We start from the raw sequence: 22688 nt of genomic DNA on the forward strand, positions 1-22688 counted from the left end.
CGACATCGCGTCACCCCATCCCTCACCAACCAACGGAGGTTGCCGGTATGCCGACCGTCCCGCGGCGGTGGCTGATCCTGGGAGCCGAGGGCCTGCTGGGCTCCGCCGTCGCCGACGCCGCCGCGGCCGACCCTCGGATCCATGCCGTTCACCGGGCAGGACGAGCCCAGGCCGACGTCACCCGGTCCGTCGAGATCGAGCGGCTGGTGCACGCCGTACAGCCGGACGTCGTCGTCAACGCCGCCGTCTTCACCGGCGTGGACCCGTGCGAGGCCGACCCGGCCCGCGCGTACGCGGTCAACACCCTCGGCGCGCGCTGGGTGGCGCGGGCCTGCGCCACCGCGAACGCCCGCTGCGTCTACATCAGCACCGACTACGTCTTCGACGGCACCGGACCGGACGCCTACGACGAGACCGCCTCGCCCCGCCCTCTCCTGACGTACGGCATGTCGAAGCTCGCGGGGGAGGGCGAGACCCTCAACGCGGGCGCCGGGCACCTGGTGGTGCGCACCGCGGCTCTGTTCGGGCCGCCCCCGCCGAGCGACCGGCGCAGGGCGGGATTCGTCGAACAGATCCTGCGGCGCGCGGCGGTCGGGCAGCCCGCCGACGTGGTCGACACCCTGGTCATGTCGCCCACGTACACGGTCGACCTGGCCCGCATGCTCATCGAGCTGCTCGCCGCCGACGCGGACGGCGGGCCGTACCACGTGACCAACGAGGGCAGCACCACCTGGTACGGCCTGGCGCACGCCGCCGTGTCCGGTCTGGGACTCGGCGCCCTGCCCCGGCCGTCCGCGCCGGGTGCCGACACGGTCGGCCCCGTGCGGCCCGCCGCGACCCCGCTCACCTCCGTACGACTGCCCCCGCGCGTGCGGCAGTTGAACCGCCCTTGGCGCGGAGCCCTCGCGGAGTTCCTGCGCGAGCACGGACCGGATGCCGTGGCCGCGGCCCGGCGGACGGTCCGGCCCGCGCTCCCCCTTCCCGACGCACAGTGACGATCTGAGGAGACTTCATGTCCGACCTGCCGATCTGCCGTATCTGTGGCGGTGCCCTGCGTGAGTTCCTCGACCTGGGGGCGCAGCCCATGGGCAACGCGTTCGTACCGCCCGAGAAGCGTGACGAGGAGGCCTATGCCTTCCGCTTCCGGCTCGCGGTCGCCATGTGCGAGGCCTGCACCATGGTGCAGTTGATCGACTACGTCCGGCACGACCAGATGTTCCATTCGGGATACCCGTACCGCTCCTCGCAGTCGTCCGTCATGAGGACCCACTTCGAGAACCTGGCAGAGCGCTTTCTGGCGGAGGAGCTGACCGGCGCCGATCCGTTCATCGTCGAACTGGGCAGCAACGACGGCATCATGCTGCGCACCATCGCCAAGGCGGGAGTGCGCCATCTCGGGGTGGAGCCGTGCGGGGATGTCGCCGAGGTCGGGCGGGCCAACGGCATCCGGGTGGTCAACGAGTTCTTCGATGAGAACCTCGCGGCCGGCATCCTCACCGAGGACGGCACGGCGGACGTCATCTTCGCCGCCAACACGTTCTCGCACATCGATTTCCTGGACTCCATCCTGCGCGGCATCAAGAACCTGCTCGCTCCCGGTGGTGTCTTCGTCTTCGAGGACCCGTACTTCGGCGACATCGTGAAACGGGCGTCGTTCGACCAGATCTACGACGAGCACATCTTCTTCTTCACGGCCCGTTCCGTTCAGGACATGGCAGCCCGCCACGGCCTCGAACTCGTCGACGTGGAACTTCTGCCGGTGCACGGCGGCGAGCTGCGGTGCGTGCTCGCCCACACCGGCTCACGCCCCGTCAGCCCCGCGGTGCCGGAGCTTCTGAAGCAGGAGGAGGAGCAAGGCCTGACCGAGACCGCGACGCTGACCCGCTTTGCGGACGGGGTCCGTGAGCTCGGTGAGACCCTGGTGGCCCGGCTGCGCGAGCTGCGGGACCAGGGCAAGCGGGTGGTCGGCTACGGCGCCACGGCCAAGAGCACCACCCTGCTCAACTACTGCGGGATCGGCCCGGACCTGGTCTCGTTCATCTGCGACTCCACCCCTGAGAAGCAGGGGCGGCTCACGCCGGGCACACACATCCCGATCGAGAGCCCGGACGCTTTCGCGGCCCCCTACCCCGACTACACGCTGTTGCTGGCCTGGAACCACAAGGACGAGATCCTCGCAAAGGAGTCCGCGTTCCGTGAGGCGGGCGGGCGCTGGATCCACTACGTGCCCGACGTGCACATCGGCTGAGAGCCTCTTCGTCCGAGCCCGTAGGAGAAACGAATGTCGCGTCGCCTGTTCACCTCGGAGTCCGTGACCGAAGGTCACCCCGACAAGATCGCTGACCAGATCAGCGACACCGTCCTCGACGCCCTGCTGCGCGAGGACCCCGCGTCCCGTGTCGCCGTCGAGACGCTGATCACCACCGGTCTGGTGCACGTGGCCGGGGAGGTAACGACCAATGTGTACGCGTCGAAGGCTGTGGGGACCTGAGATGCGCATCGTCGTCACGGGTTCCATCGCCACCGACCATCTGATGACCTTCCCCGGCCGCATCAGTGAACAGCTGATCGCCGGCAAGCTGGACCGCATCTCCCTGTCGCTGCTCGTCGACGACCTGGAGGTCCGGGACGGCGGCGTAGCCGCCAACATCGCCTACGGCCTGGCCCGCCTCGGCCACCGTCCCCTCCTCGTCGGGGCGGTCGGAGCCGACTTCCACGACTACGGCGCTCGCCTGGCCGGACTCGGGGTGGACACGTCGGCCGTCCACGTCTCCGCCACCCGGCACACGGCCCGGTTCCTGTGTACCACCGACACCGACGGCGGCCAGCTCGCCTCCTTCTGCACCGGTGCGATGGCCGAGGCGTCCACGATCGACCTCGCCGACGTGTTGCGCCGCAGCGGCGGCGCCGACCTCGTGCTGATCGGGGCCGACGACCCGCCGGCGATGGCCCGCCACACCCGGGCCTGCCGCAGCCTCGGCATCCCCTTCGCCGCCGACCCGGCGCAGCAACTGGCCCGGCTCACCGGCCCCGAGATCCGGGAACTGGTCGAGGGAGCGGACCATCTGTTCACCAACGAGTACGAGCATGAACTGCTGCTGAGCAAGACCGGCTGGACGCGGGACGACGTGCTGCGGCGGGTCGGCATCTGGATCACCACGCTCGGCGACAAGGGCAGCCGCATTGAGCGCGCGGACGAACCGGTGGTGGAGGTCCCGGCTGTTCCCGCGGACACGGTCGCCGACCCGACCGGAGTCGGCGACGCGTTCCGAGCGGGCTACCTGGCCTCTCTCGCGGCGGGCGCCGACGCGGAGCGGTGCGCACGGACGGGGTCCGCTCTGGCAACCATGGCGCTGTCGGCCGTCGGCACACAGACCTACATGCCCGCTCCCGGCCGCGTCCGCGAGCTGCTCGCCGCCGTCTACGGACCGGACGCCCTTCCCACGGCAGACGCTCCGGCGGAAGCCGGACGCGGATGAGCCACGTCGTCGCCTCCTCCGCGGCACCGCGCGTCCCGGCCGAACTGTTCGCCGCCGGACATCGCTCGTACTCCTTCGAGTTCTTCCCGCCGAAGACCGCGAAGGGCGAGCGGGCGCTGTGGCGGGCCCTGCGCCGGGTCGAGGCCGTGGCACCGGCCTTCGTGTCGGTGACCTATGGGGCGGGCGGCTCCTCCCGCGAGCACAGCGCCGCCCTCACTCAGAAGATCGCCGAGGACACCGTCCTGCGTCCGGTCGCCCACCTCACCGCGGTCGGCCACTCCACAGCCGAGCTGCGGCGGATCATCGGCCGCTACGCCGACGTCGGCATCCGTGACGTACTGGCCCTGCGCGGCGACCCGCCCGGCGACCCGCGAGGACCGTGGGTCCGGCACCCCGGCGGTCCGGAACACGCGGCCGACCTGGTCCGGCTGGTGCGCGAACTGGGCAACTTCGGCATCGGCGTCGCCGCCTTTCCGGAACGGCACCCCCGGTCGCCCGACTGGGAGAGCGATATTCGGTACTTCGTCGCGAAGTGCCGGGCCGGAGCGGACTACGCCATCACCCAGATGTTCTTCCGGGCCGAGGACTACTTCCGGCTGCGCGACCGCCTAACCGCCGCGGGGTGCGACATCCCGGTCATCCCCGAGATCATGCCCGCCACCCGCTTCGAGCAGATCAAGCGCTTCGCCGAACTGAGCAACGCGTCGGTCCCCTCCGGCCTGGCCACACGCCTGGCAGCCGCGCGGCACGATCCCGAGGAGGCCCACCGCATCGGCGTCGACCACGCCACCGAACTGGCCCAGCGACTTCTGGACGAAGGGGCACCGGGCCTGCACTACATCACCCTCAACCGCTCCAGCGCGGTGCTCGACATCCACCGTGTGCTGCGGCTGCCTTCGCCGCGGTGATCTCGCGCCCCCGCTGTGCCCTGCCCCACTCCGCCCCCTCCGGCCGCGTGATCACGCGGCCGGAGGGGGCTTTTTCCGCTGTCTGCGCGGCGCACCGGGCAGTACCCGTGCCCTCAGCAATCGATGATGTCGACCGCCGGCCCGCCCCGCGCCGTCTCCTGTACTTCACCGACATGTCGGTGACGGTGTCCTTCAGGGTCTTGATGACCTTGCCCGGGGACACCTTGTGCGAGCCGTCGCCCCGCATCGCCGTCTTCGCCGCCGGCGCCTGCCACCGAATGAGCCTGCGTTCCGGGCACATGACTCTCCGGCGCCTGCCGCCGAATGAGCCTGCGTTCCGCGTCGGACCCACCACGGTGAAAGGCCCACGCAGGTCATCTGCGAGCGCACATGCCCACAGCCAGGGCGAACGTGTTCGTTACGGTGGGCCCGTGACTCCTGGAACCCCCGCACCCCGCAGCCGCCGTGAGCGGCCGGCCAAACCCGCCCTCACCTACGAGGGCATCGTCGCCACCGCGGTCCGCCTGATGGAAACCGAAGGACTGCAGCGCGTCACCATGCGTCGGCTCGCCCAGGAACTCGACACCGGCCCCGCCTCGCTGTACGTGTACGTGGCCAACACCGCCGAACTGCACGCGGCGATCCTGGAAGAACTCCTGGGGGCCGTCGACCTGTCCCCGGCAACCACCGAGGGCGACTGGCGCGACCGGCTCACGCGGTTGCTCGGCTCCTACACGCACGTGCTGTTCGAACACCCCAGCCTGGCCCACTCGGCGTTGGTCGCCCGTCCCTCGGGTCCCCACTACCTGGCCGTCGTCGAGGCTGTCCTCGCGCTGCTGCACGAAGGCCGGGTGCCCGACGCCCAGGCCGCCTGGGGCGTGGACGTACTGCTTCAGGTGGCCACCGCCACCGCCGCCGAGCAGTCGACCCGCGCGCGATCCGTCGACGCCGAAGCCGGCCACAACGCCCTCGTCGCCGTCCTGCGCCAAGCTTCCTCCGCCACGTATCCGCGCATCGCCGCGCTCGGCGCCGACCTCGTCTCCGGCACCCCCGAGCAGCGCCTCGCCTGGATCTTCCACGCGGTGATCAACGGCACCCTGACCACGCCACGCACCGCGCCCTGACAGGGGGCCGGACACGGTCCGGCCGATGAACACCGACACAGGCGAGGACGAGATCGCCACACGGCACGGATCGTGGGCACTGATCGCCGGTGCGGCCGAGGGCGCGGGAGCCGCCTGCGCGCGCCTGCTCTCCGCGCGTGGGCAGGGAACCTGCTGCTCCTCGCCCGCCGCGCCCGCCGCGCCGAGCCGCCGGCCGCCCTCGGCGGCGGCCTGCTTCCCCGTCCTCGCGTACTTCTTCGGTCGGGGCCTCCTGAGGCGCGTTCACCCGTTCGGCGGACCCCGCGTGGCGGCGCGCCGGGCCGAGGCGGAGGCTCGAAGTCCCCCAGGCGTTCGCCGCAGTGGGCGCGAACCCGCCGACACCATGCAAGGGGCCGACCATGAACCAGGACGCCTCGCAGCCGTCGGGCACTCCGCACGGCACCGGTACGGGAGCACAGCCGACCGGCGAGGGCAGACCGGTCTGGGGAGAGCAGGGACAGCGGGCCGGGGCGGCCCCGAGAGCGGGCGGCCCCGGAGCGCCGCCGTCGGCCAGGAACGCCTGGGCGACCGGGGGCGTCACCTTCGCGGGGGTCCTGTTGCTGGTGAACGGCGTCCTCAACGTCCTCCAGGGCATTGCCGCGATCGCCCAGGACGAGGTGTACGCGCGCGTCGACAACTACATCTACCGGATCAACCTCACCGGCTGGGGCTGGATCCTGGTGGTCCTTGGCGTCGTCCTCGCCGTCACGGGCGCGGGCATCCTCAAGGGTGCCGAGTGGGCACGCCTCACCGGCATCGTGCTCGCCTCGCTGAGCATCATCGCCCAGTTCATGTTCCTGCCGTACGCGCCCCTCTGGGGCCTCATCATGATCGTCCTCGACTTCTTCGTGATCTGGGCGCTCGCCGTGTACAGGCCCGACGTCGCGCGGGCGTGAGCCGGCGCGGAGCCTGTCATGGCCGCTCACCCCGACCCCCTGGTGCTCGACGGCCGTCGGACCGTCCCGCCCCCGACGCCAAGGAGCTGACCGTGCCGGACATCGAGGTGCGCCATGGCTGACGCGGCCGGCGGGCCGGACGCGCAGCAGGAGCTGGCCGAACTTCGGTCCCGGGTGGCGGAGTTGGAGAAGCGCGGCGGTCCCGCGGCCGCCAAGCACCGGGTGCGGTCCCTCGTCGCGGCCCTGCTGATCTTCCTCGCCGCCGTGCTCACCCCGTTGAGCGCGGTCGCGGCCTGGGCGAGCGACGAGATCGGGGACACCGACGAGTACGTGGCGACCGTGGCGCCCCTCGCCTCGGACCCGGACGTGCAGGCGGCCGTCGCCAACCGGGTGACCGACGCGGCGATGCAGAGGCTCGACCTGAAGACCCTCCTCGAGTCGGTCGCGCCCGAGGACCGGCCGCGGCTCACCAAGGCCCTGGACGCGCTGAGCGGACCGCTCACCAGTGGGCTGGAGGGCTTCGTGCACAGCACGGCCGAGAAGTTCGTCAGCAGTGACGCGTTCGCCACGCTGTGGACCCAGCTCAACGAGAGGGCGCACGCTGCCGCCGTGAAGGCTCTGACCGGGAGCGGCGGTGGTGCGGTGAAACTCACCAACGATGCCGTCGTCATCGATCTCGCGCCGGTCATCGACCAGGTCAAGCAGGCGCTGGTCGGCAAAGGACTCACCGTGGCGTCGAAGATCCCCGAGGTGCACACCGACTTCACGGTCATGACCTCCGAGTCCGTCGGCAAGGCCCAGAAGGTCTTCCGGCTGTTGCAACTCGCCGGATTCTGGCTCCCGTTGCTGACGCTGCTGCTCGCGGCGGCGGGCGTGCTCACCGCCGTCCGCAGACGCCGGGCCCTGGTCGCGGCCGCCCTCGCCGTGGCGGTCGGTGCCGCGGTCCTCGGACTCGGGCTCGTGGTCGCCCGCGCTCTGTACCTCGACAGTCTGCCGGCCGAGGTCTCCCAGGCGGCCGCGGGAACCGTCTACGACACCCTGGTGCGCTATCTGCGCACCACCGTACGCATGGTGATCACGCTCGGTGTCGTCGTGGCGCTGGCGGCCTGGCTGACCGGCGAGGGCCGGGCGGCCTCCAGGGTCCTGGCGGCATGGACCGGTGGCATCGCCGCCGTACGGGACGCGACGGGTTTCGATGCCGGAGCGATCGGAGGCTGGGTGCACCGGACCAAGACCTGGCTCAACTGGACGGTGGTCGCCGTCGCCGCCGCCACCCTGATCGCCTGGGACCGCCCCACCGGCGCCGTCACTCTCTGGATCGCGCTGGGAGCCCTGCTGGTCCTGGCCCTGATCGAGTTCGTCGACGACCGGGCACCGCACCTCGCGGACTCCCTCGGGAGCGGTCACCGGGGCGCGGGCGGCGGTGCGGGGCGCACGAGTCCCGACTGATAGGCGATCCGGCTCCGGTGACGACGAGGCCGCGCCCTTCCAGACCTGTGCTGCTCATCGCGTACCTCTTCCTGTCCCCGTGGGTGGTGTCCACGAGCTCTTGAGCGTGTGCAGGACGGCGTCGGCCATGCCGCGCTCTCCGCGCTCGTTGGGGTGGACGGGGGCGGCCCGGGTCGCCGGGAGCAGGGGTTCGACCCAGCGGGTCCCGCTCGCCGAGCAGGCGTCGCGCCCCTCGGAGGGGGCGTACGTGTCGACGTATCCGGCCCCGGCTGCTTCCGCCCGCTGCCGCAGCATGCTGTTGAGCTGCTGTTCCTTGTCGTTGAGGAACGTCGCGTCGTCGGGTGCGAGGGTCATGTCGTCCGCGCAGCCCTCGCCCTTGTCCGGCAGGACCGACGGGTATCCCACGACGTACACCCGGGCCTTCGGGGCCCGGTGCCCGACCTCGCGCAGCGTGTCGGCCAGACGCACTCCCGCCGCCTGGATATTCCGCCCCACCTCGTCGGTGCCACCCAAGACGTGGGTGCGCCGACAGGGCGCGTCGTTCCCGGTGTACTTGCCGCTGCCGGTCGCGATGTAGAGGGCGCCCTGCTCGACGCAGTTCTTGACCAGCGAGCCGAAGCCGATGTCGTTGCCGCCGATGCCGAGGGTGACCAGTCGGGTCGAGGCCGAGAGCGCCGACAGCTGGGCCGGGTTGACGCCGTTGTCGGTGGTCTGCGGCGCGGACAGGTCGGCGATGGTGGCGCCGCTGCAGCTCACGCCGCGGAAGTCGGCCGACTTTATCTCCAGCTCCCGGGCGACCAGGGGTAGTTGTGGTCGGAGCGGTCGCAGCCTGCGGGCCCACCGGTTCGGCCGGGGATCTTCGGTCCCGCGGTGTAGGAGTCGGCGAGTGCGACGTAGGGGCCCTTCAGCGACGCGGCGGCGGGTGCCCCGTCGTTCCCGTCGGCGTGCGCGACGCTGACGGCGAGGAGCAGCACGCCGCACGTGACGCCCATGCCGGCCGGTCCTGCTCGGGTGCAGCTTCCCATCGCTGTGTCCTGTCTTCGTCTCCGGTGTCCTGTGCGGGGCGTTCGCGAGGTGTCAAGTGGCATGCGGGGAACTCCACTTGGCGGTGGACACCAGGCCGGTGATCGGCGCACGGAGGGCCGATGAGCAGTGACACGGGCGCTTGAGCCGACGTCGGCCCCGGTGGAGAGGGGAGAGGCGTGGTCGGCCGGTGTCCTCGGGCCCGGCGGTGGACGGGGGTGCCGGGCCCGGGACTGCGCCGTTCCCCGTCCCCACGGGTTCGGCGCCATGGGGGCCACGTCCGCTCTGTGTGGCCCCGATCCGATGGCTTGCTTGAGTTAGGCAAGCATTAGGGAGTTACTTGAGTCAAGCAAACTAATAGGAATTTACTTGAGTCAGGCAAGTAGCTGCTAAAGTGGAGGCATGCCCACCACACCGCCGACAGACGCTCCATCCTCGACCGACATCGCGGAGATCGAGGGCGCTCTCAACCGCATCTCCTATCTGACCGGTCGGGTCCGGCAGCACGATCGTCTGATGGCCCTGGCCGGAGTGTCCCTGGACCGGGCCGCCGTCGCGCTGCTGCGGCAGATCGCCGACTCCGAGCCGATGCGTCTGGGGGAGCTCGCGAATCTGCTGGCCGTGGAGGCGTCCCACGTCACCCGGCAGGTGCAGCAACTGCAGAAGTCCGGTTACGTGACCCGTGTCCCGGACCCGGACGACCGCCGGGCGCAGCGCATTCAGATCACCCCGACCGGCCAGGAGGTGATCAACCGCGTCCGCGAGGCGAGCTGCCGGGGCATGCAGGTCGCCCTGAAGGCATGGTCCCCGGAGGAACTGCGCCGGCTCGCCACCTTGTTCCACCGGATGGTCGACGACTTCTACTCCGCGGAGAACGACGATGCCGCGTTCGAGGCCGCCCGGCAGTCGCGCGCCTGACCGCGCGGACACGGGAGTGTGCGCAGACGCATCCCGCCCCGGAGCCCCACGGAGGAACCGGCCCGGCCGGGCCGCGGGTGGGCGGGTCGCGCGAGAACTCCACCCGGCCCCTGGGGAGTTGGAATGGCGGGCGGCCGGCCTGCCGTGGCCCGGTCGTCCGAGATGCGGCCGCGCCTGAACCGGCAGATCGCCTCGCGCGGGCCCGACGTGCTCTCCGGTGACGTCGTACGCGTCGGCGATGCCCGACCCCCCTTGAACAGTCAAACGCTGTAGCCCCCGTCGACCCCCAGCGCCTGCCCGGTGATGAAGCCCGCCCGGTCCGAGGCCAGGAACGCCACCGCTTCGGCGATGTCCGCCGCGTCGCCGAAGCGGCGCAGCGGGATGTTGCGCCGGGTGATGTCCAGCGCCGCCTCGTCCAGCTCCCCGGAGCTGATCAGGCGCGCGGCGATACCGTCGGTCAGCATGCCGGGGCCGACACAGTTCACGCGGACCCCGTACCGCCCCTCTTCCGCGGCCAGCGCTCGCGCGACTGCCTCGACCGCCCCCTTCGTGCCCGACGAGAGCCCGTCGCGGACCGGGAAGCGTCGGGTGGCCACGGTGGTGACGGCTACGATGCTGCCCCGGCTCTCCCGCAGCCGGGGCAGCGCGGGATGGACCAGATTGAAGAACGCCCCGGCGTCTGCGTCGAGTTGGGCACGGTACTGGCTCGGTGTGACCTTGCTCAGATGCACCATCGGCACATGCGGGCCCGCCGCGTACACGACGGTGTGGATACCGCCGAACATCGAGTCGGCCTCGGCCACGGCCGCCGCCGTGGCCTGCTCGTCGCTCAGGTCGAGCCGCAGAGTCAGGACTTGACGCCCGCACTCCTCGACCTCATCGGCGAGTGAGTCGGCCGCGGCCTGGTGCGCGCGATACGTGAACGCCACGTCGCTGCCCCGCTCGGCCAGCATCCGCACGATCGCCGCGCCGATGCCGCCGGTGCCACCGGCGACGAACGCGGCCCCTGCCCTGCCGGAGAAGTCAGCCATCGAAGTGCCTCGCAGTCCCGGGGAGTCGGCGACAGTCGTGCGATGCACGTACCCCGGCCCGCGGCTCGCCCACCGCGCCGTCAGGGACTGAGCTGCGACAGATGGACGTCCTTGCTCGACAGGGTCATCGGTGTCGCCGAGACGGCCCGCACACGGATGCGGGTGCCGGCCTTCGGGAGGGTGAATCTGCCGTCAGGTGGCACGAGTCGGTAGCTGGCCGAGCCATGGCCCGGGAGCGTGGCGGGGCCGGCCGCGATGGACCAGTAGCGGCTCATGCCCTGGCCCGTGGTCAGAGTGAAGTGGGGGGCCAGGGCCGCGCCGCCGAGATTGGTGACGCGGACGGTGAGTTCGGTGACGGCTTTGCCGGCGCGGCGGGCGCCGACGACGTCCATGCGAAGAGGCGGTGTCCCGGTGACCGCCAGGGTCACCGCCGCGGCGGTCGGGGCCAGCAGGAGCGCGGCCGCTGCCACCCGGGCCCCCCGCTTGTGCCGGCCGCGCAGGAAGGCGGGGCGGGGCTGCCACGCGGTGGTGAAGGACTGCCAGGGGGCGGTGACGGCCGCGGCCAGCCACAGCGGAGTCATCATCAGGTAGTAGCCGTCCTGCGAGCGCGTCGCCACATAGAACGCGCACCAGGGCAGCACCGTCGCCGCCGGCCCCAGCCGTCGGACGAACAGGACGAAGAGGCCCAGCAGCCCCACGGCCAGCAGCAGACTCGCGTGGGAGTACCAGGTCAGCCGGTCGCTGCCGTCGGTGAAGTAGAGCGCGAGGCCGACCAGGCCCTGGCCGTGGATGTTCGCCTTCTGGGTGAGCGGGAGCGCAATGCCGGACAGCCATGAGCGGGGCTCGCTCACGATGAAGTACGCGTTGATCAGCAGCCAGGTCGTGGCGGCCACGCCGACGATCCGGCCCACGGCGATGGCGGCCGCGCGCGGGCCCAGCTCTCCACGGCGCAGCGCGTAGACCCCGGCCAGCAGGAACGGCGTGAGGAACCAGGGCAGTTGCTGGGCCGCGCAGGCCGCCCCCAGGCACGCCGCCCGCACCCAGTCGCCGCGGCCGCCGCCGCCCATCCGCGGCCAGCCCGTCACCACCGGGATGAGCAGGGCGCAGGCGACGATCGCGGGGTAGCCGAGCCGGGCGTACGCGGGCAGCAGACCGAAGCCGAGGCAGACCAGGGTGGCCGCGGAACGCCACTGCACCGGCAGCATCCGCCACATCGTGATCGCGCCCAGGATCAGCGCTCCGGTGCTGACCATGACCGCCGCGGCGGCGCCGTGGCCGAACCGGAGCAGCGGCGCGGTGAGCAGCAGGGTCAGCGGCGGATAGCCGTACGTGTAGTCGTAGCCGCCGTTCATCGTCGCGGTGAGGGCGACGCCGTGTCCGAAGAGCCAGGGCCACGGTCGCCCGTAGACCTGGTGCCCGGCGAGGAACTCGTGGGCGGCCTGGGTGGTGAGGATCGACTCGTCACTGCCGCTGTGGTACATGGCGTACCCGCAGACGGCGAGCGTCACGGCGGTCACCAGTACGCAGAGGTCGAGCCGGGCCAGCGTACGGCCCCTGCGTACGACCAGGGTCAGGACGCCCGTCACGAGGATCGAGGCATAGCAGACCGAGACGATCGCGGCCACGACGAGACGGTGGCTCGCGGCCTGCGCCCACAAGGGGCGCATGCCGATGAAGAGACTGATGTCGGCGAGCAGGGTCAGGACACGGTGCCACTGGGCGGGCGCCTCGTCCGGGTGCCACTGCGCGGGCGCCTCGTCGGGCGAGGCCTTCGAGGGGGCCTGCCGACCGGTGGGCGACGGCCTGATTTCTGCCAAGTACACGGCTCCAGACGCTAATTCCTGCAGGTGAGCGGCGCGCGGGCGGACGTGAAGAGTCCGGTGTGAGGCAGGTAAGAAGCGCGACCGTCCCTCTCGCGTCACGCGTTGGACAGGGAGACCTCGGTGGACTTGACGAGCGCCACGACCTGGGAGCCGGCGGCCAGACCGAGCTCGAGGGCCGCGTCCTTGGTGATTGCGGAGGTCAGTTCGCCGCCCGTGACCTCGACCTTGACGCGGGCCATGGCTCCGCCGGTGGTGACCTCGGTGACCGTGCCCGGCAGCTGGTTGCGGATGCTCACCCCGTCCACCGGGCCGGTGGCCAGGGACACCTCGGTCGACTTGACCAGGGCGCGCACGGTGGACCCGGTGGTCAGACCCAGGTCCTGTACGGCCTCCTGGGTGACGGCCGCGGTGATCTCCTGGCCACCGTCGAGACGGACCTTCACCGTCGCCATCACCTCGCCCGGAGTGACGGAGGTGACGGTGCCGGGGAGCTGGTTGCGGATGCTCAGGCTCATGGGGGAGGCCTCGATTGCGATGAGGGGCGGTGAGTTTGGTCGACTATGTGCAGTTTGCCGTAGTCGGCGCTCCCGCAACCGCGTCGCGGACCGTGTCGCTGTTGGGCCGAACGGGTGACCATGCGTAAGAATTGCCCGGTGCAGACAACGAGTGCGAGCCAGGACGGGGCAGTCCAGTGAACAGCCACGACGTCACCGACGAACAGTGGGAGGGGCTCGCCCAGGTCGTTCCGTTGCGGGGCCGGGACGCGTGGCCGTCGGCGGTCGACCACCGGTCGATACCCGAGGCCGTGACCGAGGCCCGCCGCCGTTTCGTGGTCCTGCGGGTCAATGTGTTCGCGGACGCCCGCGACGTCGCCGAGACGCTGATGGCGGGCATCCCCGTGCTGCTCGACCTGACCGGCGCGGAGACCGAGGTCGCCAAGCGGGTCCTGGACTTCAGTACAGGAGTGGTCTTCGGACTGGCGAGCGGCATGCACCGGGTCGACCGGAACGTGTTCCTGCTGACGCCGCCGGGGACCGAGGTGCGGGGGCTGATGGAGGGGGCGGGGGTTCCCGGGGTCTGATCGCGTGGCCGAGCCGGCGACCATGCGGCGGGTTCCGGACCCGGGCGCGGGCGGCGCGATCCCTCGATCGTAGGAAGATCTCCCAGGTGGAACGGTTCGCCTGACGGCGGAGGCCTACCGTCCGGATATGACTGTGTCATCCCCGGAAGCCCCCGCGGCGGCGAAGGCGCGCCCCGACCGCCCGGGCGTCACCGAGCTACGACTCGCCGCCTTCGCCACACACCGCCGCGTCCGGTTCCCGCTCGCACCGCTCACCCTTGTCACCGGCCCGAGCGGCAGCGGCAAGACCGTCGCCCTGCGGGCGTACGAGGCTCTGGCGCGGCTCGGCGGCGGCGCCGAGCTCGGGGAGGTGTTCCCGGACCCGATCACCTGCGTGCCGGAACGGGCCCGGCCCGACGCCCAGCACCGACGGGGTTTCCGCATCGGCTGCACGGTCGATGGCCCCGAGGGCCCCGTGCGGCTCGACATCGCCGTCCAGGCCGAGCCCGAACTGCGCATCGTCGGCGAGCGATTGACGGCGAGCGGGCAGACCCTGCTGGAGACGGCACTGCGCGATCCGGGCCGCCCGGTCGTACAGGCGGCCTGGCACACTGCGGGCTCGTCCGCGGTGACCCGCGGCCCGCTCCCCGACGACCGCCTCGGCACCGCCCTCCTGCCCCTGCGTATCGCGGGCCGCACGGACGGCGAACGCCAAGTCCTCGCCGCCGCCGAGCAGATGGTCCTCGCGCTGCGCTCCGTCTACGCCTGCGACCCGAGCCCGCGCCACATGCGCGCACCCGCCACGGTCGGCTCAGGCCGTCTGCTGCGGGGTTGCGACAACCTGGCCGAAGTGCTCTGGCGTACGCGATCGGAGTGCGGCCACCGCTACGCGCACCTGGTCGCGGCGGTACGGGCCGGATGCGCGGGCACGGTGGCGGACGTACTGGCCGAGCCGCTCGGCGACGGCACGGTCCGCGCGCTCCTGGACCGGGGCGACGGCGTGCGTACGCACCTCGGGCTGCTCGGAGACGGCGAGTTGCGGTATCTCGCGCTGGCCCTGGTGCTGCTCACCGGGCCCGGAGTGCTGGAGGTCGACCAGGCGGGAGAGGTCCCCGCGGCGCTCCAGTCGCTGACGGTCCTGGCCGACGGTTTCGACCGCTGCCTGGACGCCCGGCAGGCGGCGGAACTGGTGCGGCTGGCGGCGCGGATGTGCGAGCGCGGGCACATCCGGCTGGTGGGGGCGGTGAGCGACGCCTCTTGGGCCTGCGGGGTTGCCGGGGTCACGGTGGTAGACCTTGAGCCGTGACAGAACTGGACGTAGCGAAGCTGCAGCGCAGACTGGCCGAGTTCGCGGCCGCGCGGAACTGGCAGCCGTACCACACCCCCAAGAACCTGGTCGCCGCGTTGAGCGTCGAGGCCTCCGAACTGGTCGAGATCTTCCAGTGGTTGACGCCGGAGGAGTCGGCCCGGGTGATGGACGACGCGGACACCGCCCACCGCGTCACCGACGAGGTCGCCGACGTCCTGGCGTATCTGCTCCAGCTGTGCGAGGTGCTCGGCATCGACCCGCTCGCCGCGCTCGACGCGAAGATCGACCGGAACGAGCGGAGGTTTCCGGCACCGGAGGGGCCGTGAGGGAGCGTAAGAGGATCACCGCGGGTGCGGAGCAGACAAGCTCGTCACTCTACGGAGTCAGTGTGTTGTCCACATTCAACTCCGTGTCCACAGATTTCGGTCTTCCTCTGGCTTTTCGTCCCATCGAGCTTCACTCTGGGTAGTGGACAAGGGAGTTCGGACGGACGTGCGACGAGCGCGTCGGGAAAGACGGGGGCAGCCCATGGAGGCGGTGCGGCTCATCGTGGCGAGCAGGCGTGCCCTGGCCGAGAGCGGTGACACCCCGGAGGTGATGACGGAAGCGTGGCAGGCACAGTCCCTGGCCCAGGCGATAGGCAGCCGCCTCGCCGTCTCCGGACCTCCTGAACTCCGGGGCGAGGCGCTCGGGCTGACCGAGCTGGCGGGCCGGGGCTGCGGCGTCCTCGACACTCCCGCCCTCGGCGTGGGTGCCTTACGTGCCGCCCAGCTCACCGAGTTGGGCGACGCCCGCGAGGCGCTGCTCTGTCTCGGCGGTCTCCTCGGCGAGGTCGGCATCGCCCTCGTCGGGATCGCCTGCGCCGCGGACGACGAGGGGACGTACTGGCAGTGCATGGAGGCCATCGACGCGGCGGACGAATCCCGTGACCGAGTACTGGAGATGCTCAGACGCCTGGCGGTGCGGGACGAGAAGAGGGTGGTGGAACGGGGCTCGGCAGCGGGGTAGCTGTTTCAGCGCTCGTCCCGAAGGCCGGGCGGGCTGAAACCGACTGCCGGCCCCGTAAGGGGCGCGAGGAACTGCGCGACAAGCCCCCGCCGGCCCGCAGTCGAAGAACAACCCGACGGGGTCTGGGCGGGCGGAGCCCCAGGTAGGGGCGGCGGCGAAAACCCGACGCGGACCTCGGCCGTGGTCCGCCTCGTTCGACCCGCCGGGCCGACCACCGGAAAGACAGCCCGGGACCCAAGTCCCCGTCGGGATCGACCGAGTTGACCGGGCGCTCGGGCCGTTACCCGAGCTGGGGCATCACTTCGGTCGCGATCAACTCCAGGTGGTCCAGGTCATCGAGGTCCAGCATCTGGAGATACATGCGCTGCGAGCCGACGGCCCCGTACTGGGCGATCCGCTCGACGACTTCCGCGGGCGAGCCCGCGAGCCCGTTGGCCTTCAGCTCCTCGACGTCACGCCCAATGGCATCGGCCCGACGCTTCACCTCGCTGTCGGTCTTGCCGACACAGGCGACGAGCGCGTTGGAGTACAGGAGTTCGTCCCCCTTGCGTCCGGTCTGCTCGGCCGCCGCGCGCACGCGGGCGAACTGCTGCTCCGTATCCGCGACGGACGCGAAGGGGATGTTGAACTCGTCGGCGTACCGCGCCGCGAGCGCCGGGGTCCGCTTGGCGCCATGTCCGCCGATGATGACGGGCACCTTCGACTGCGCGGGCTTCGGCAGCGCGGGCGAGTCCTTGAGCTGGTAGTACTTCCCGTCGAAGGTGAACCGCTCGCCGACGGGCTCGGCCCAGAGACCGGTGACGATGGCGAGCTGTTCTTCCAGTCGGCCGAACTTCTCCTTCGGGAACGGAATGCCGTACGCCTCGTGCTCGGCCTCGTACCAGCCGGATCCGAGACCGAGCTCCACGCGCCCGCCCGACATCTGGTCGACCTGTGCGACCTGGATCGCGAGGACGCCGGGCAGTCGGAAGGTCCCGGCGGTCATCAGGGTGCCGAGGCGAATGCGGCTGGTTTCACGGGCGAGGCCGGCCAGTGTGATCCATGCGTCGGTGGGGCCGGGGAGGCCGCTGACGGATCCCATGTGCAAGTAATGGTCCGAACGGAAAAAGGCTCCGTAGTTGAGGTCTTCAGCGGCCTTGGCGACGCGGAGCAGCGTCTCGTAGGTAGCGCCTTGCTGCGGTTCTGTGAAGACTCGAAGATCCATGCATCCATCATGCACCGGTCACAACTGCCGCCCCGCCTTGAACCGCTGTCACACCCGCAACCATGGACCGACTTCGGTTCGGGGAAGGCTAGGCGGCGGGCTCGGCAGGCCCGGCGGTCCAGGTGATCCGAGGGGGCTCGACCCGAGCGCAGAGGGGGTTGCCGCCTGCGTCGGTCAGGCCGAGGCGGCCGACCAGCAGGCCCTCGCGTGCCGCCGTGGCGAGCACCTCGGCGGGGACGGAGTCGATCATGAGCTTGGCGCGACGGAACATCGTGAAGGTGCCGGACTCGTCGACCGTGCCCCACGACAGGTAGATGAACCGGCGGCCCAGACGGTCCTGCACATAGGGGCCTTTCACATCGGTGCCGGTCGGCGAGGCGGTCGCGGTGCACTCCAGGGTCCAGGTCGCGGACGCGGCGTCGCCCGGCTGCGGTTCGAGGAGTTCGGCCGGACGGTCACGGCGCTGGACGGCGACATGGATGTTCTCGTACGCGGGGACGTTGCCGTCGGCGGGGGCGGGGCAGGTGAGTCCGGGCAGGTCGACGGCGTCGATACGGATGCGCATACCGGCCATCATCCCCGGGGCGGGCGGCGTCGTCGTACGCGGGCAGTTCACCTGTCCTCATGCGCGGGGCGCTCACCATGCGGCCGTTTTGCGGAATCGGCAACAAGCCTCGCGAGGACAGTGCGACTGTCACAGGATCGGGAATCCATCTCGGCCAGGACAAGTCAGCGAACCGTGGAGGATTCATGCCGCAGCAGACCGCGGACGTCACGCATCGGCTGGTCTCCGCGCCCGCGGGCCGGATCCACCTCGTGGAGCAGGGCACTGAGCCGCTGGTGCTGCTCCTGCACGGGTTCCCGGAGTCCTGGTACTCCTGGCGCCATCAGCTGCCGGTACTGGCCGCGGCCGGGTACCGCGCGGTCGCCGTCGACGTGCGGGGTAACGGCCGTTCGTCCAAGCCCGATGCCACGGACGCGTACCGCATGCTCGAACTGGTCGAGGACAACGCGGCGGTGGTGCGGGCCCTCGGCGAGCGGCGGGCGGTGATCGTCGGGCACGACTGGGGGGCGACCATCGCCGCCCACTCGGCCCTGGTCCGACCGGACGTCTTCCGCGCCGTGGGGCTGCTCAGCGTGCCCTACGCCCCGCCTGGCGGACCGCGGCCCAGTGAGGTCTTCGCGCGGATGAGCGGGGACGGAGGAGACGAGTTCTACGTCTCCTACTTCCAGGAGCCCGGCCGCGCCGAGGCCGAGATCGAGCCCGATGTGCGCGGCTGGCTCGCGGGTTTCTACGCCGCGCTCTCCGCCGACACCATGCCCCGACCCGGCGCGCCCGACCCGCACTTCGTCGGCCGGGGCGGGACGCTGCGCGACCGGTTCCCCGCCGGCCCGTTGCCCGCCTGGCTCAGTGTGAAGGATCTCGACGTCTACGCCGAGGAGTTCGAGCGGACCGGCATGGCCGGGCCGCTCAACCGCTACCGGAACATGGACCGGGACTGGGAAGACCTCGCCGGCTTCGACGGCGCCCCCATCACCCAGCCGTCCCTCTTCGTCGGCGGCGGCCTGGACGCCTCCACGACGTGGATGGCCGACGCGATCAAGGCCTATCCCACCACCCTGCCCGGCCTGGTCTCCTCCCACGTCCTCGACGGCTGCGGCCACTGGATCCAGCAGGAGCGTCCTGCGGAGATCAACCGGCTTCTGACGGACTGGCTCGCGTCCTTGCCGTCCTGAGGACTTCTTCCCGCTCATCCGTTCATCGCCCCAGGGCTCCGTTTCCGGAGGCCTGGGGCTTTGTCGTGGTGGTCCCGGCACGGAGCCGGATCGGCTTGGCGGAATACGGGTGGGGGTATACGCTGCTCGGGTGGATTGATACCCCCGGTGGTATCTGACCTGGAGAGGGAAGTGCATGTGCCGGAAAGTGCAGGTGCCTGGCTCCCTCTTCCTCGCCGTTCCCCAACCGAGTAGTGGAGTGCCTGATGTTCCGTTTTCTGCGTGGCCGCCCCGGCCGTCTGACCCCCGCCGAGGCCCATGCCCGTACGAGCGCGAGTGACGCGGTCCTGCTCGACGTGCGGGAGAAGTCGGAGTGGCAGGCCGGGCATGCTCCGACCGCCGTCCATCTGCCGCTGGGCAGTCTGCTGGCCGGGGCCTCGCTCCCGAGTGCGGCGCAGGGCAGGCCGGTCGTGGCGATCTGTCGTGGTGGGCACCGTTCCCGGCAGGCGGCCAAGGCGCTGGCCGGGCGGGGCGTGGACGTCCTCGACGTCAGCGGTGGAATGACTGCCTGGCGGCAGGCCGGACTGCCGGTGGTGGACGAGCGCGGCATGCCCGGCACCGTCGCCTGACGCCTCAGCCGCCTGACTTCCGCATGCCCCCACGTATACGGGTGGGGGTATATGTTCGCCTGACCTCATTTATACCCCCAGGGGTATATGCAGAAATTCATGAAGGAGTCCTCCATGACCAGCACCGGCAGGGTCGCTGCCCCTCGCGCGGCCAAGGAATCCGCCGCTCCCGGCGGCTCCCCGCCCGGCCTCCTCGGACGGCTGGGGCTGTGGTCCGCCGCCCATCTGCGGCTGGTCGCGGTGATCTGGCTGGCCCTGGTCGCGGGGCTCGGCGCGCTTGCCCCCTCGGCGACCTCCGCCCTGGCGGGGGCGGGCTGGCAGGCCGACGGCTCCGATTCCGTCGCCGTACGCGAGCTCGCGCAGAAGCACTTCGGCGGCAACTCCTCCGCCGCCCTGCAGGTCGTCGTCAAGGCCGACCGGCCGGTCTCCGATTCGGTCGTGCAGGACGTCGTCGGCGAGGCGACCGCGCTGCTGAAGGCCGACCCGGACATATCCGAAGTCGTCGCCCCGCAACCCGGCTCCACCATCAGCCACGACGGCAGGACGGCGATCATCCTCGGCGGTGCGGGCGCCGGCGCCAACGAGATGGTCAAGGCCGCCGAAGCCCTCAAGGGCCCGCTGACCGCCCTGTCGGCCGACGGCATCCAGGTGAGCGCCACGGGCTCCTCCATGATGTGGAGCGACTTCAACACCGCCAGCCACGACGCGATGATGAAGTCCGAGATGCTGTCCTGGCCCGTCACGCTCGGCATCCTCGTGCTGGCCTTCGGCACCCTGGTCGCCGCCGGACTCCCGCTTCTGCTCACCGTGGCGGGGCTCGCCGCCTCCGCCGGGACCCTCGTTCTGCTCGATCACGTCACGCCCGTGTCGATCTGGGCGATGAACTTCGCGATGATGTTCGCCCTCGCGCTGGGCATCGACTATGCGCTGTTCCTCGTCGTACGTTTCCGGGCCGCCCTCGCCCGGCACGGCGATGCCCGGCGGGCGGTCGGCGAGACCATGGACACCGCGGGCAAGGCCGTCCTGCTCTCCGGGGTCACCGTCGTCGCCAGCCTCGGTGTCGTGCTGCTCGTGCCCTCGCCCGCCTTCCGGACCATGGCGCTGGGCATCATGCTCGCCGTCGCCTTCGTGCTGGCCGCCACCCTCACCCTGCTGCCCGCCGTGCTCGGCAAGCTCGGCGTCAAGGTCAACTCCGGGGCCCTGCCCTGGCGTCGCGGCAGGACCGAACCCGTCGGCGGCTCACCGCGCTTCGGCTCCTGGGGCGAGCGGCTGTGGGCCCACCCGCTGCGTCACGGCATCCCCGCCCTGGTCGTGCTCGTGGCGCTGGCCGTGCCGATCGTCGGTCTGAAGGTCGCGATGCCGTCCATCGACGTCGTACCGGACGACTCCTCCTCGCACACCGGCTACACCGCCGTACAGAAGGCGTTCGGCGACGGCGCCGCCGGCACGCTGCAGATCATCGCCCCCGCGGCCGAGGCCGAGGCCACCGCCGCCGTGCTGAAGGAATCCGCCGGGATCGCCGCCGTGATGCCCGCCCGGAGCGCGGCCGACGACTGCGGACTCGTCCTCATTCAGGCGGTCCCCACGGTAGACCCCTCGGACGCCGCCCTCTCCACCACCGTCGACCGACTCCGCGCGGACCTGCCGGACCGGGCCCTGGTCGGCGGCGCCGCCGTGGAGAACCTCGACCTGCAGAGCGTCCTGGACGAGAAGACCCCGATCGTCATCGGCGCCGTCCTCGCCCTCGGCTTCCTGCTGCTGCTCTTCGCGCTCCAGGCCCCGCTGGTCGCGCTGCTCGGCACCGTCACCAACCTGCTGGCCACGGGGGCCGCCTTCGGTGCGGCCCGGCTGATCTTCCAGGAGGGCCACGGTGCGAGCCTGCTCGACTTCACCCCGCAGGGGTTCATGGACGGCTGGGGTCCGGTCTTCTTCTTCGCCATGATCTTCGCGATCGCCATGGACTACACCGTCTTCCTGCTGTCCTCCGCCAAGGAGCAGTACGAGCAGACGGGCGACCCGCGCAAGGCCATGGTGGGCGCGCTGGCCCACTCCGGTCGGGTCATCTTCGCCGCGGCGGCCGTCATGGTCGCCGTCTTCTTCACCTTCGCGCTGTCGGGGCCGCTGCCGCCGAAGGAGATGGGCATCATCCTCGGCCTGGCGGTGCTCCTCGACGCCGCTCTTGTGCGGCTCGTGCTGCTGCCCGTCCTGCTCCGGCTGACCGGACGCGCCGCCTGGTGGAGCCCCGCGTGGCTGCACAAGGTGCTGCCCGACATCAAGTTCTCGCACGACTGACCCATCCCCCCGGTGATCGGTGGCCTCGAACACCGTTCGCGGCCACCGATACCCCAGGGGGTACCATGACGCTGGAAGAACCCACCAGGAGGACCCACTCATGGCCATGACCGTCGACGAGGAAGCCAGCACCGCCATCCTCAACCGCCTGCGCCGCGCCCAGGGGCAGCTTGCCGGCGTCATCGCCATGATCGAGGCCGGCCGCGACTGCAAGGACGTCGTCACCCAACTCGCCGCCGTCTCCCGGGCCCTGGACCGGGCAGGCTTCAAGATCGTCGCCAGCGGCATGCGCCAGTGCATGGCGGCCGCCGACGAGGACACGCCCCCCATGACCGAGGCGGAACTCGAGAAGCTCTTCCTCGCCCTCGCCTGAGCGCCGGCACCTGTCGGCCGAACGCCGGAAGCGAACGCGGCCGTCGCCGCTGCCCGCTACGGCCGCTCGTCCGCCGTGATCACCAAGACCGGCGACCCGTTCGGCGAGTTCGTGCGCGCGGCCCTGGAGGGCTACGGCCTGGACGGCCGCTTCGTCGGCGCGGGGCCCTGGCCAGGTCCAAGGCTTGTCTGTGATCGGCTACGCCGGGGCCGCTGAGGGCGGGGACGGTGTAGTCCTCCGGTGGGTGAGGGAGCGGGCCCCGAGGCGAAGCCGGCTACATCGCGAACGGCCTCGACCCCGGCACCCTGCGGGCCATCAACCGCACCAACCGCACCGACGCCGAAGCCGTCTTCCGCCCCGCCTGGCCGGCACCGTGCCGACTCCGGCCCGCCCGGCCCCGATTGGCCCGCGCCAGGCCGCTCAACGCG

General features: G+C 71.2%; 23 protein-coding genes and 3 pseudogenes. 18 read left to right on the forward strand and 8 right to left on the reverse strand.

The window, feature by feature from the left end:
• Positions 1-47: 47 nt before the first annotated feature.
• The 5 genes and pseudogenes from ACIBK0_RS25770 to metF all read left to right on the forward strand — a co-directional run bounded on the left by ACIBK0_RS25770 (position 48) and on the right by metF (position 4387).
• Positions 48-995, forward strand: coding sequence for an SDR family oxidoreductase (locus ACIBK0_RS25770; protein WP_399084426.1), 948 nt, complete (start codon positions 48-50; stop codon positions 993-995).
• 17 nt (positions 996-1012) lie between these two features.
• The gene (locus ACIBK0_RS25775; RefSeq protein ID WP_399084429.1) at positions 1013-2248 is read left to right on the forward strand and encodes a methyltransferase domain-containing protein; all 1236 of its coding nucleotides are present in this window, start codon (positions 1013-1015) and stop codon (positions 2246-2248) included.
• Positions 2249-2281: 33 nt separating this feature from the next.
• Positions 2282-2479: pseudogene (locus ACIBK0_RS25780) on the forward strand (S-adenosylmethionine synthetase N-terminal domain-containing protein); the annotation flags it as partial.
• Between the two features lie 13 nt (positions 2480-2492).
• Positions 2493-3479, forward strand: a complete 987-nt coding sequence (locus ACIBK0_RS25785) for a carbohydrate kinase family protein (protein WP_399084432.1) — start codon at positions 2493-2495, stop codon at positions 3477-3479.
• The gene (metF, locus tag ACIBK0_RS25790; RefSeq protein ID WP_399084435.1) at positions 3476-4387 is read left to right on the forward strand and encodes a methylenetetrahydrofolate reductase [NAD(P)H]; all 912 of its coding nucleotides are present in this window, start codon (positions 3476-3478) and stop codon (positions 4385-4387) included. The genes ACIBK0_RS25785 and metF overlap by 4 nt, the downstream gene beginning before the upstream one ends.
• 113 nt (positions 4388-4500) lie before the next feature.
• On the opposite strand, the pseudogene ACIBK0_RS25795 reads toward metF, so the two are convergent.
• Positions 4501-4649 (reverse strand): annotated as a pseudogene (locus tag ACIBK0_RS25795) (L-serine ammonia-lyase); the annotation flags it as partial.
• A gap of 169 nt (positions 4650-4818) precedes the next feature.
• Between ACIBK0_RS25795 and ACIBK0_RS25800 the strand changes: the two are divergent.
• The 3 genes from ACIBK0_RS25800 to ACIBK0_RS25810 all read left to right on the forward strand — a co-directional run bounded on the left by ACIBK0_RS25800 (position 4819) and on the right by ACIBK0_RS25810 (position 7874).
• Positions 4819-5511, forward strand: a complete 693-nt coding sequence (locus tag ACIBK0_RS25800) for a TetR/AcrR family transcriptional regulator (RefSeq protein WP_399084438.1) — start codon at positions 4819-4821, stop codon at positions 5509-5511.
• A gap of 377 nt (positions 5512-5888) precedes the next feature.
• Positions 5889-6425, forward strand: a complete 537-nt coding sequence (locus ACIBK0_RS25805; RefSeq protein ID WP_399084441.1) for a hypothetical protein — start codon at positions 5889-5891, stop codon at positions 6423-6425.
• 114 nt (positions 6426-6539) lie between these two features.
• A complete protein-coding gene (locus ACIBK0_RS25810) occupies positions 6540-7874 on the forward strand; it encodes a hypothetical protein (protein WP_399084444.1) in 1335 nt (444 codons plus the stop codon).
• A gap of 54 nt (positions 7875-7928) precedes the next feature.
• Here ACIBK0_RS25810 and ACIBK0_RS25815 read toward each other — a convergent pair whose 3' ends face one another.
• Positions 7929-8630, reverse strand: coding sequence for an SGNH/GDSL hydrolase family protein (locus tag ACIBK0_RS25815; RefSeq protein WP_399084448.1), 702 nt, complete (start codon positions 8628-8630; stop codon positions 7929-7931).
• A gap of 20 nt (positions 8631-8650) precedes the next feature.
• The gene (locus ACIBK0_RS25820; RefSeq protein WP_399084451.1) at positions 8651-8866 is read right to left on the reverse strand and encodes a hypothetical protein; all 216 of its coding nucleotides are present in this window, start codon (positions 8864-8866) and stop codon (positions 8651-8653) included.
• Between the two features lie 433 nt (positions 8867-9299).
• On the opposite strand from ACIBK0_RS25820, the gene ACIBK0_RS25825 reads away from it, so the two are divergent.
• A complete protein-coding gene (locus ACIBK0_RS25825) occupies positions 9300-9815 on the forward strand; it encodes a MarR family winged helix-turn-helix transcriptional regulator (protein ID WP_399084454.1) in 516 nt (171 codons plus the stop codon).
• A gap of 260 nt (positions 9816-10075) precedes the next feature.
• Here the strand turns inward: ACIBK0_RS25825 and ACIBK0_RS25830 are convergent, their stop codons facing one another.
• The 3 genes from ACIBK0_RS25830 to ACIBK0_RS25840 form a co-directional block, all read right to left on the reverse strand.
• Positions 10076-10846, reverse strand: a complete 771-nt coding sequence (locus tag ACIBK0_RS25830) for an SDR family NAD(P)-dependent oxidoreductase (RefSeq protein ID WP_399084457.1) — start codon at positions 10844-10846, stop codon at positions 10076-10078.
• A gap of 80 nt (positions 10847-10926) precedes the next feature.
• Positions 10927-12669 carry a hypothetical protein gene (locus tag ACIBK0_RS25835; protein ID WP_399084460.1) on the reverse strand — a complete coding sequence of 581 codons (1743 nt, stop codon included), beginning with the start codon at positions 12667-12669 and terminating at the stop codon, positions 10927-10929.
• A gap of 95 nt (positions 12670-12764) precedes the next feature.
• Positions 12765-13184, reverse strand: a complete 420-nt coding sequence (locus tag ACIBK0_RS25840; protein WP_399084463.1) for a molybdopterin-binding protein — start codon at positions 13182-13184, stop codon at positions 12765-12767.
• A 176-nt stretch (positions 13185-13360) separates the two neighbouring features.
• On the opposite strand from ACIBK0_RS25840, the gene ACIBK0_RS25845 reads away from it, so the two are divergent.
• From ACIBK0_RS25845 to ACIBK0_RS25860, 4 genes are all read left to right on the forward strand, one after another.
• Positions 13361-13750 (forward strand): cell division protein SepF, encoded by a 390-nt coding sequence (locus tag ACIBK0_RS25845; protein ID WP_399084466.1) that lies wholly within the window; start codon positions 13361-13363, stop codon positions 13748-13750.
• 127 nt (positions 13751-13877) lie between these two features.
• On the forward strand, positions 13878-15035 hold the full coding sequence (locus ACIBK0_RS25850) for an AAA family ATPase (protein WP_399084469.1): 1158 nt from the start codon (positions 13878-13880) through the stop codon (positions 15033-15035).
• Positions 15032-15364 carry a nucleotide pyrophosphohydrolase gene (locus tag ACIBK0_RS25855; protein ID WP_330307918.1) on the forward strand — a complete coding sequence of 111 codons (333 nt, stop codon included), beginning with the start codon at positions 15032-15034 and terminating at the stop codon, positions 15362-15364. The genes ACIBK0_RS25850 and ACIBK0_RS25855 overlap by 4 nt, the downstream gene beginning before the upstream one ends.
• A gap of 202 nt (positions 15365-15566) precedes the next feature.
• Positions 15567-16046 (forward strand): DUF6099 family protein, encoded by a 480-nt coding sequence (locus ACIBK0_RS25860; protein WP_399084549.1) that lies wholly within the window; start codon positions 15567-15569, stop codon positions 16044-16046.
• A gap of 280 nt (positions 16047-16326) precedes the next feature.
• Here ACIBK0_RS25860 and ACIBK0_RS25865 read toward each other — a convergent pair whose 3' ends face one another.
• Positions 16327-17250 (reverse strand): LLM class F420-dependent oxidoreductase, encoded by a 924-nt coding sequence (locus ACIBK0_RS25865; RefSeq protein WP_399084473.1) that lies wholly within the window; start codon positions 17248-17250, stop codon positions 16327-16329.
• A gap of 88 nt (positions 17251-17338) precedes the next feature.
• The gene (locus ACIBK0_RS25870) at positions 17339-17815 is read right to left on the reverse strand and encodes a DUF5990 family protein (protein ID WP_399084476.1); all 477 of its coding nucleotides are present in this window, start codon (positions 17813-17815) and stop codon (positions 17339-17341) included.
• A 185-nt stretch (positions 17816-18000) separates the two neighbouring features.
• Here ACIBK0_RS25870 and ACIBK0_RS25875 point away from each other — a divergent pair, with 185 nt between their 5' ends.
• The 5 genes and pseudogenes from ACIBK0_RS25875 to ACIBK0_RS25895 all read left to right on the forward strand — a co-directional run.
• On the forward strand, positions 18001-18987 hold the full coding sequence (locus ACIBK0_RS25875; RefSeq protein ID WP_399084479.1) for an alpha/beta fold hydrolase: 987 nt from the start codon (positions 18001-18003) through the stop codon (positions 18985-18987).
• Positions 18988-19232: 245 nt separating this feature from the next.
• Positions 19233-19595, forward strand: a complete 363-nt coding sequence (locus ACIBK0_RS25880) for a rhodanese-like domain-containing protein (RefSeq protein WP_399084482.1) — start codon at positions 19233-19235, stop codon at positions 19593-19595.
• Between the two features lie 114 nt (positions 19596-19709).
• Positions 19710-21887 carry an MMPL family transporter gene (locus ACIBK0_RS25885; protein ID WP_399084485.1) on the forward strand — a complete coding sequence of 726 codons (2178 nt, stop codon included), beginning with the start codon at positions 19710-19712 and terminating at the stop codon, positions 21885-21887.
• A 106-nt stretch (positions 21888-21993) separates the two neighbouring features.
• The gene (locus tag ACIBK0_RS25890; protein ID WP_399084552.1) at positions 21994-22260 is read left to right on the forward strand and encodes a metal-sensitive transcriptional regulator; all 267 of its coding nucleotides are present in this window, start codon (positions 21994-21996) and stop codon (positions 22258-22260) included.
• Positions 22261-22299: 39 nt separating this feature from the next.
• Positions 22300-22476: pseudogene (locus ACIBK0_RS25895) on the forward strand (hypothetical protein); the annotation flags it as partial.
• Between the last annotated feature and the right edge of the window lie 212 nt (positions 22477-22688).

It is taken from the genome of Streptomyces sp. NPDC050564 (assembly GCF_044457265.1).
Taxonomy (GTDB): domain Bacteria; phylum Actinomycetota; class Actinomycetes; order Streptomycetales; family Streptomycetaceae; genus Streptomyces.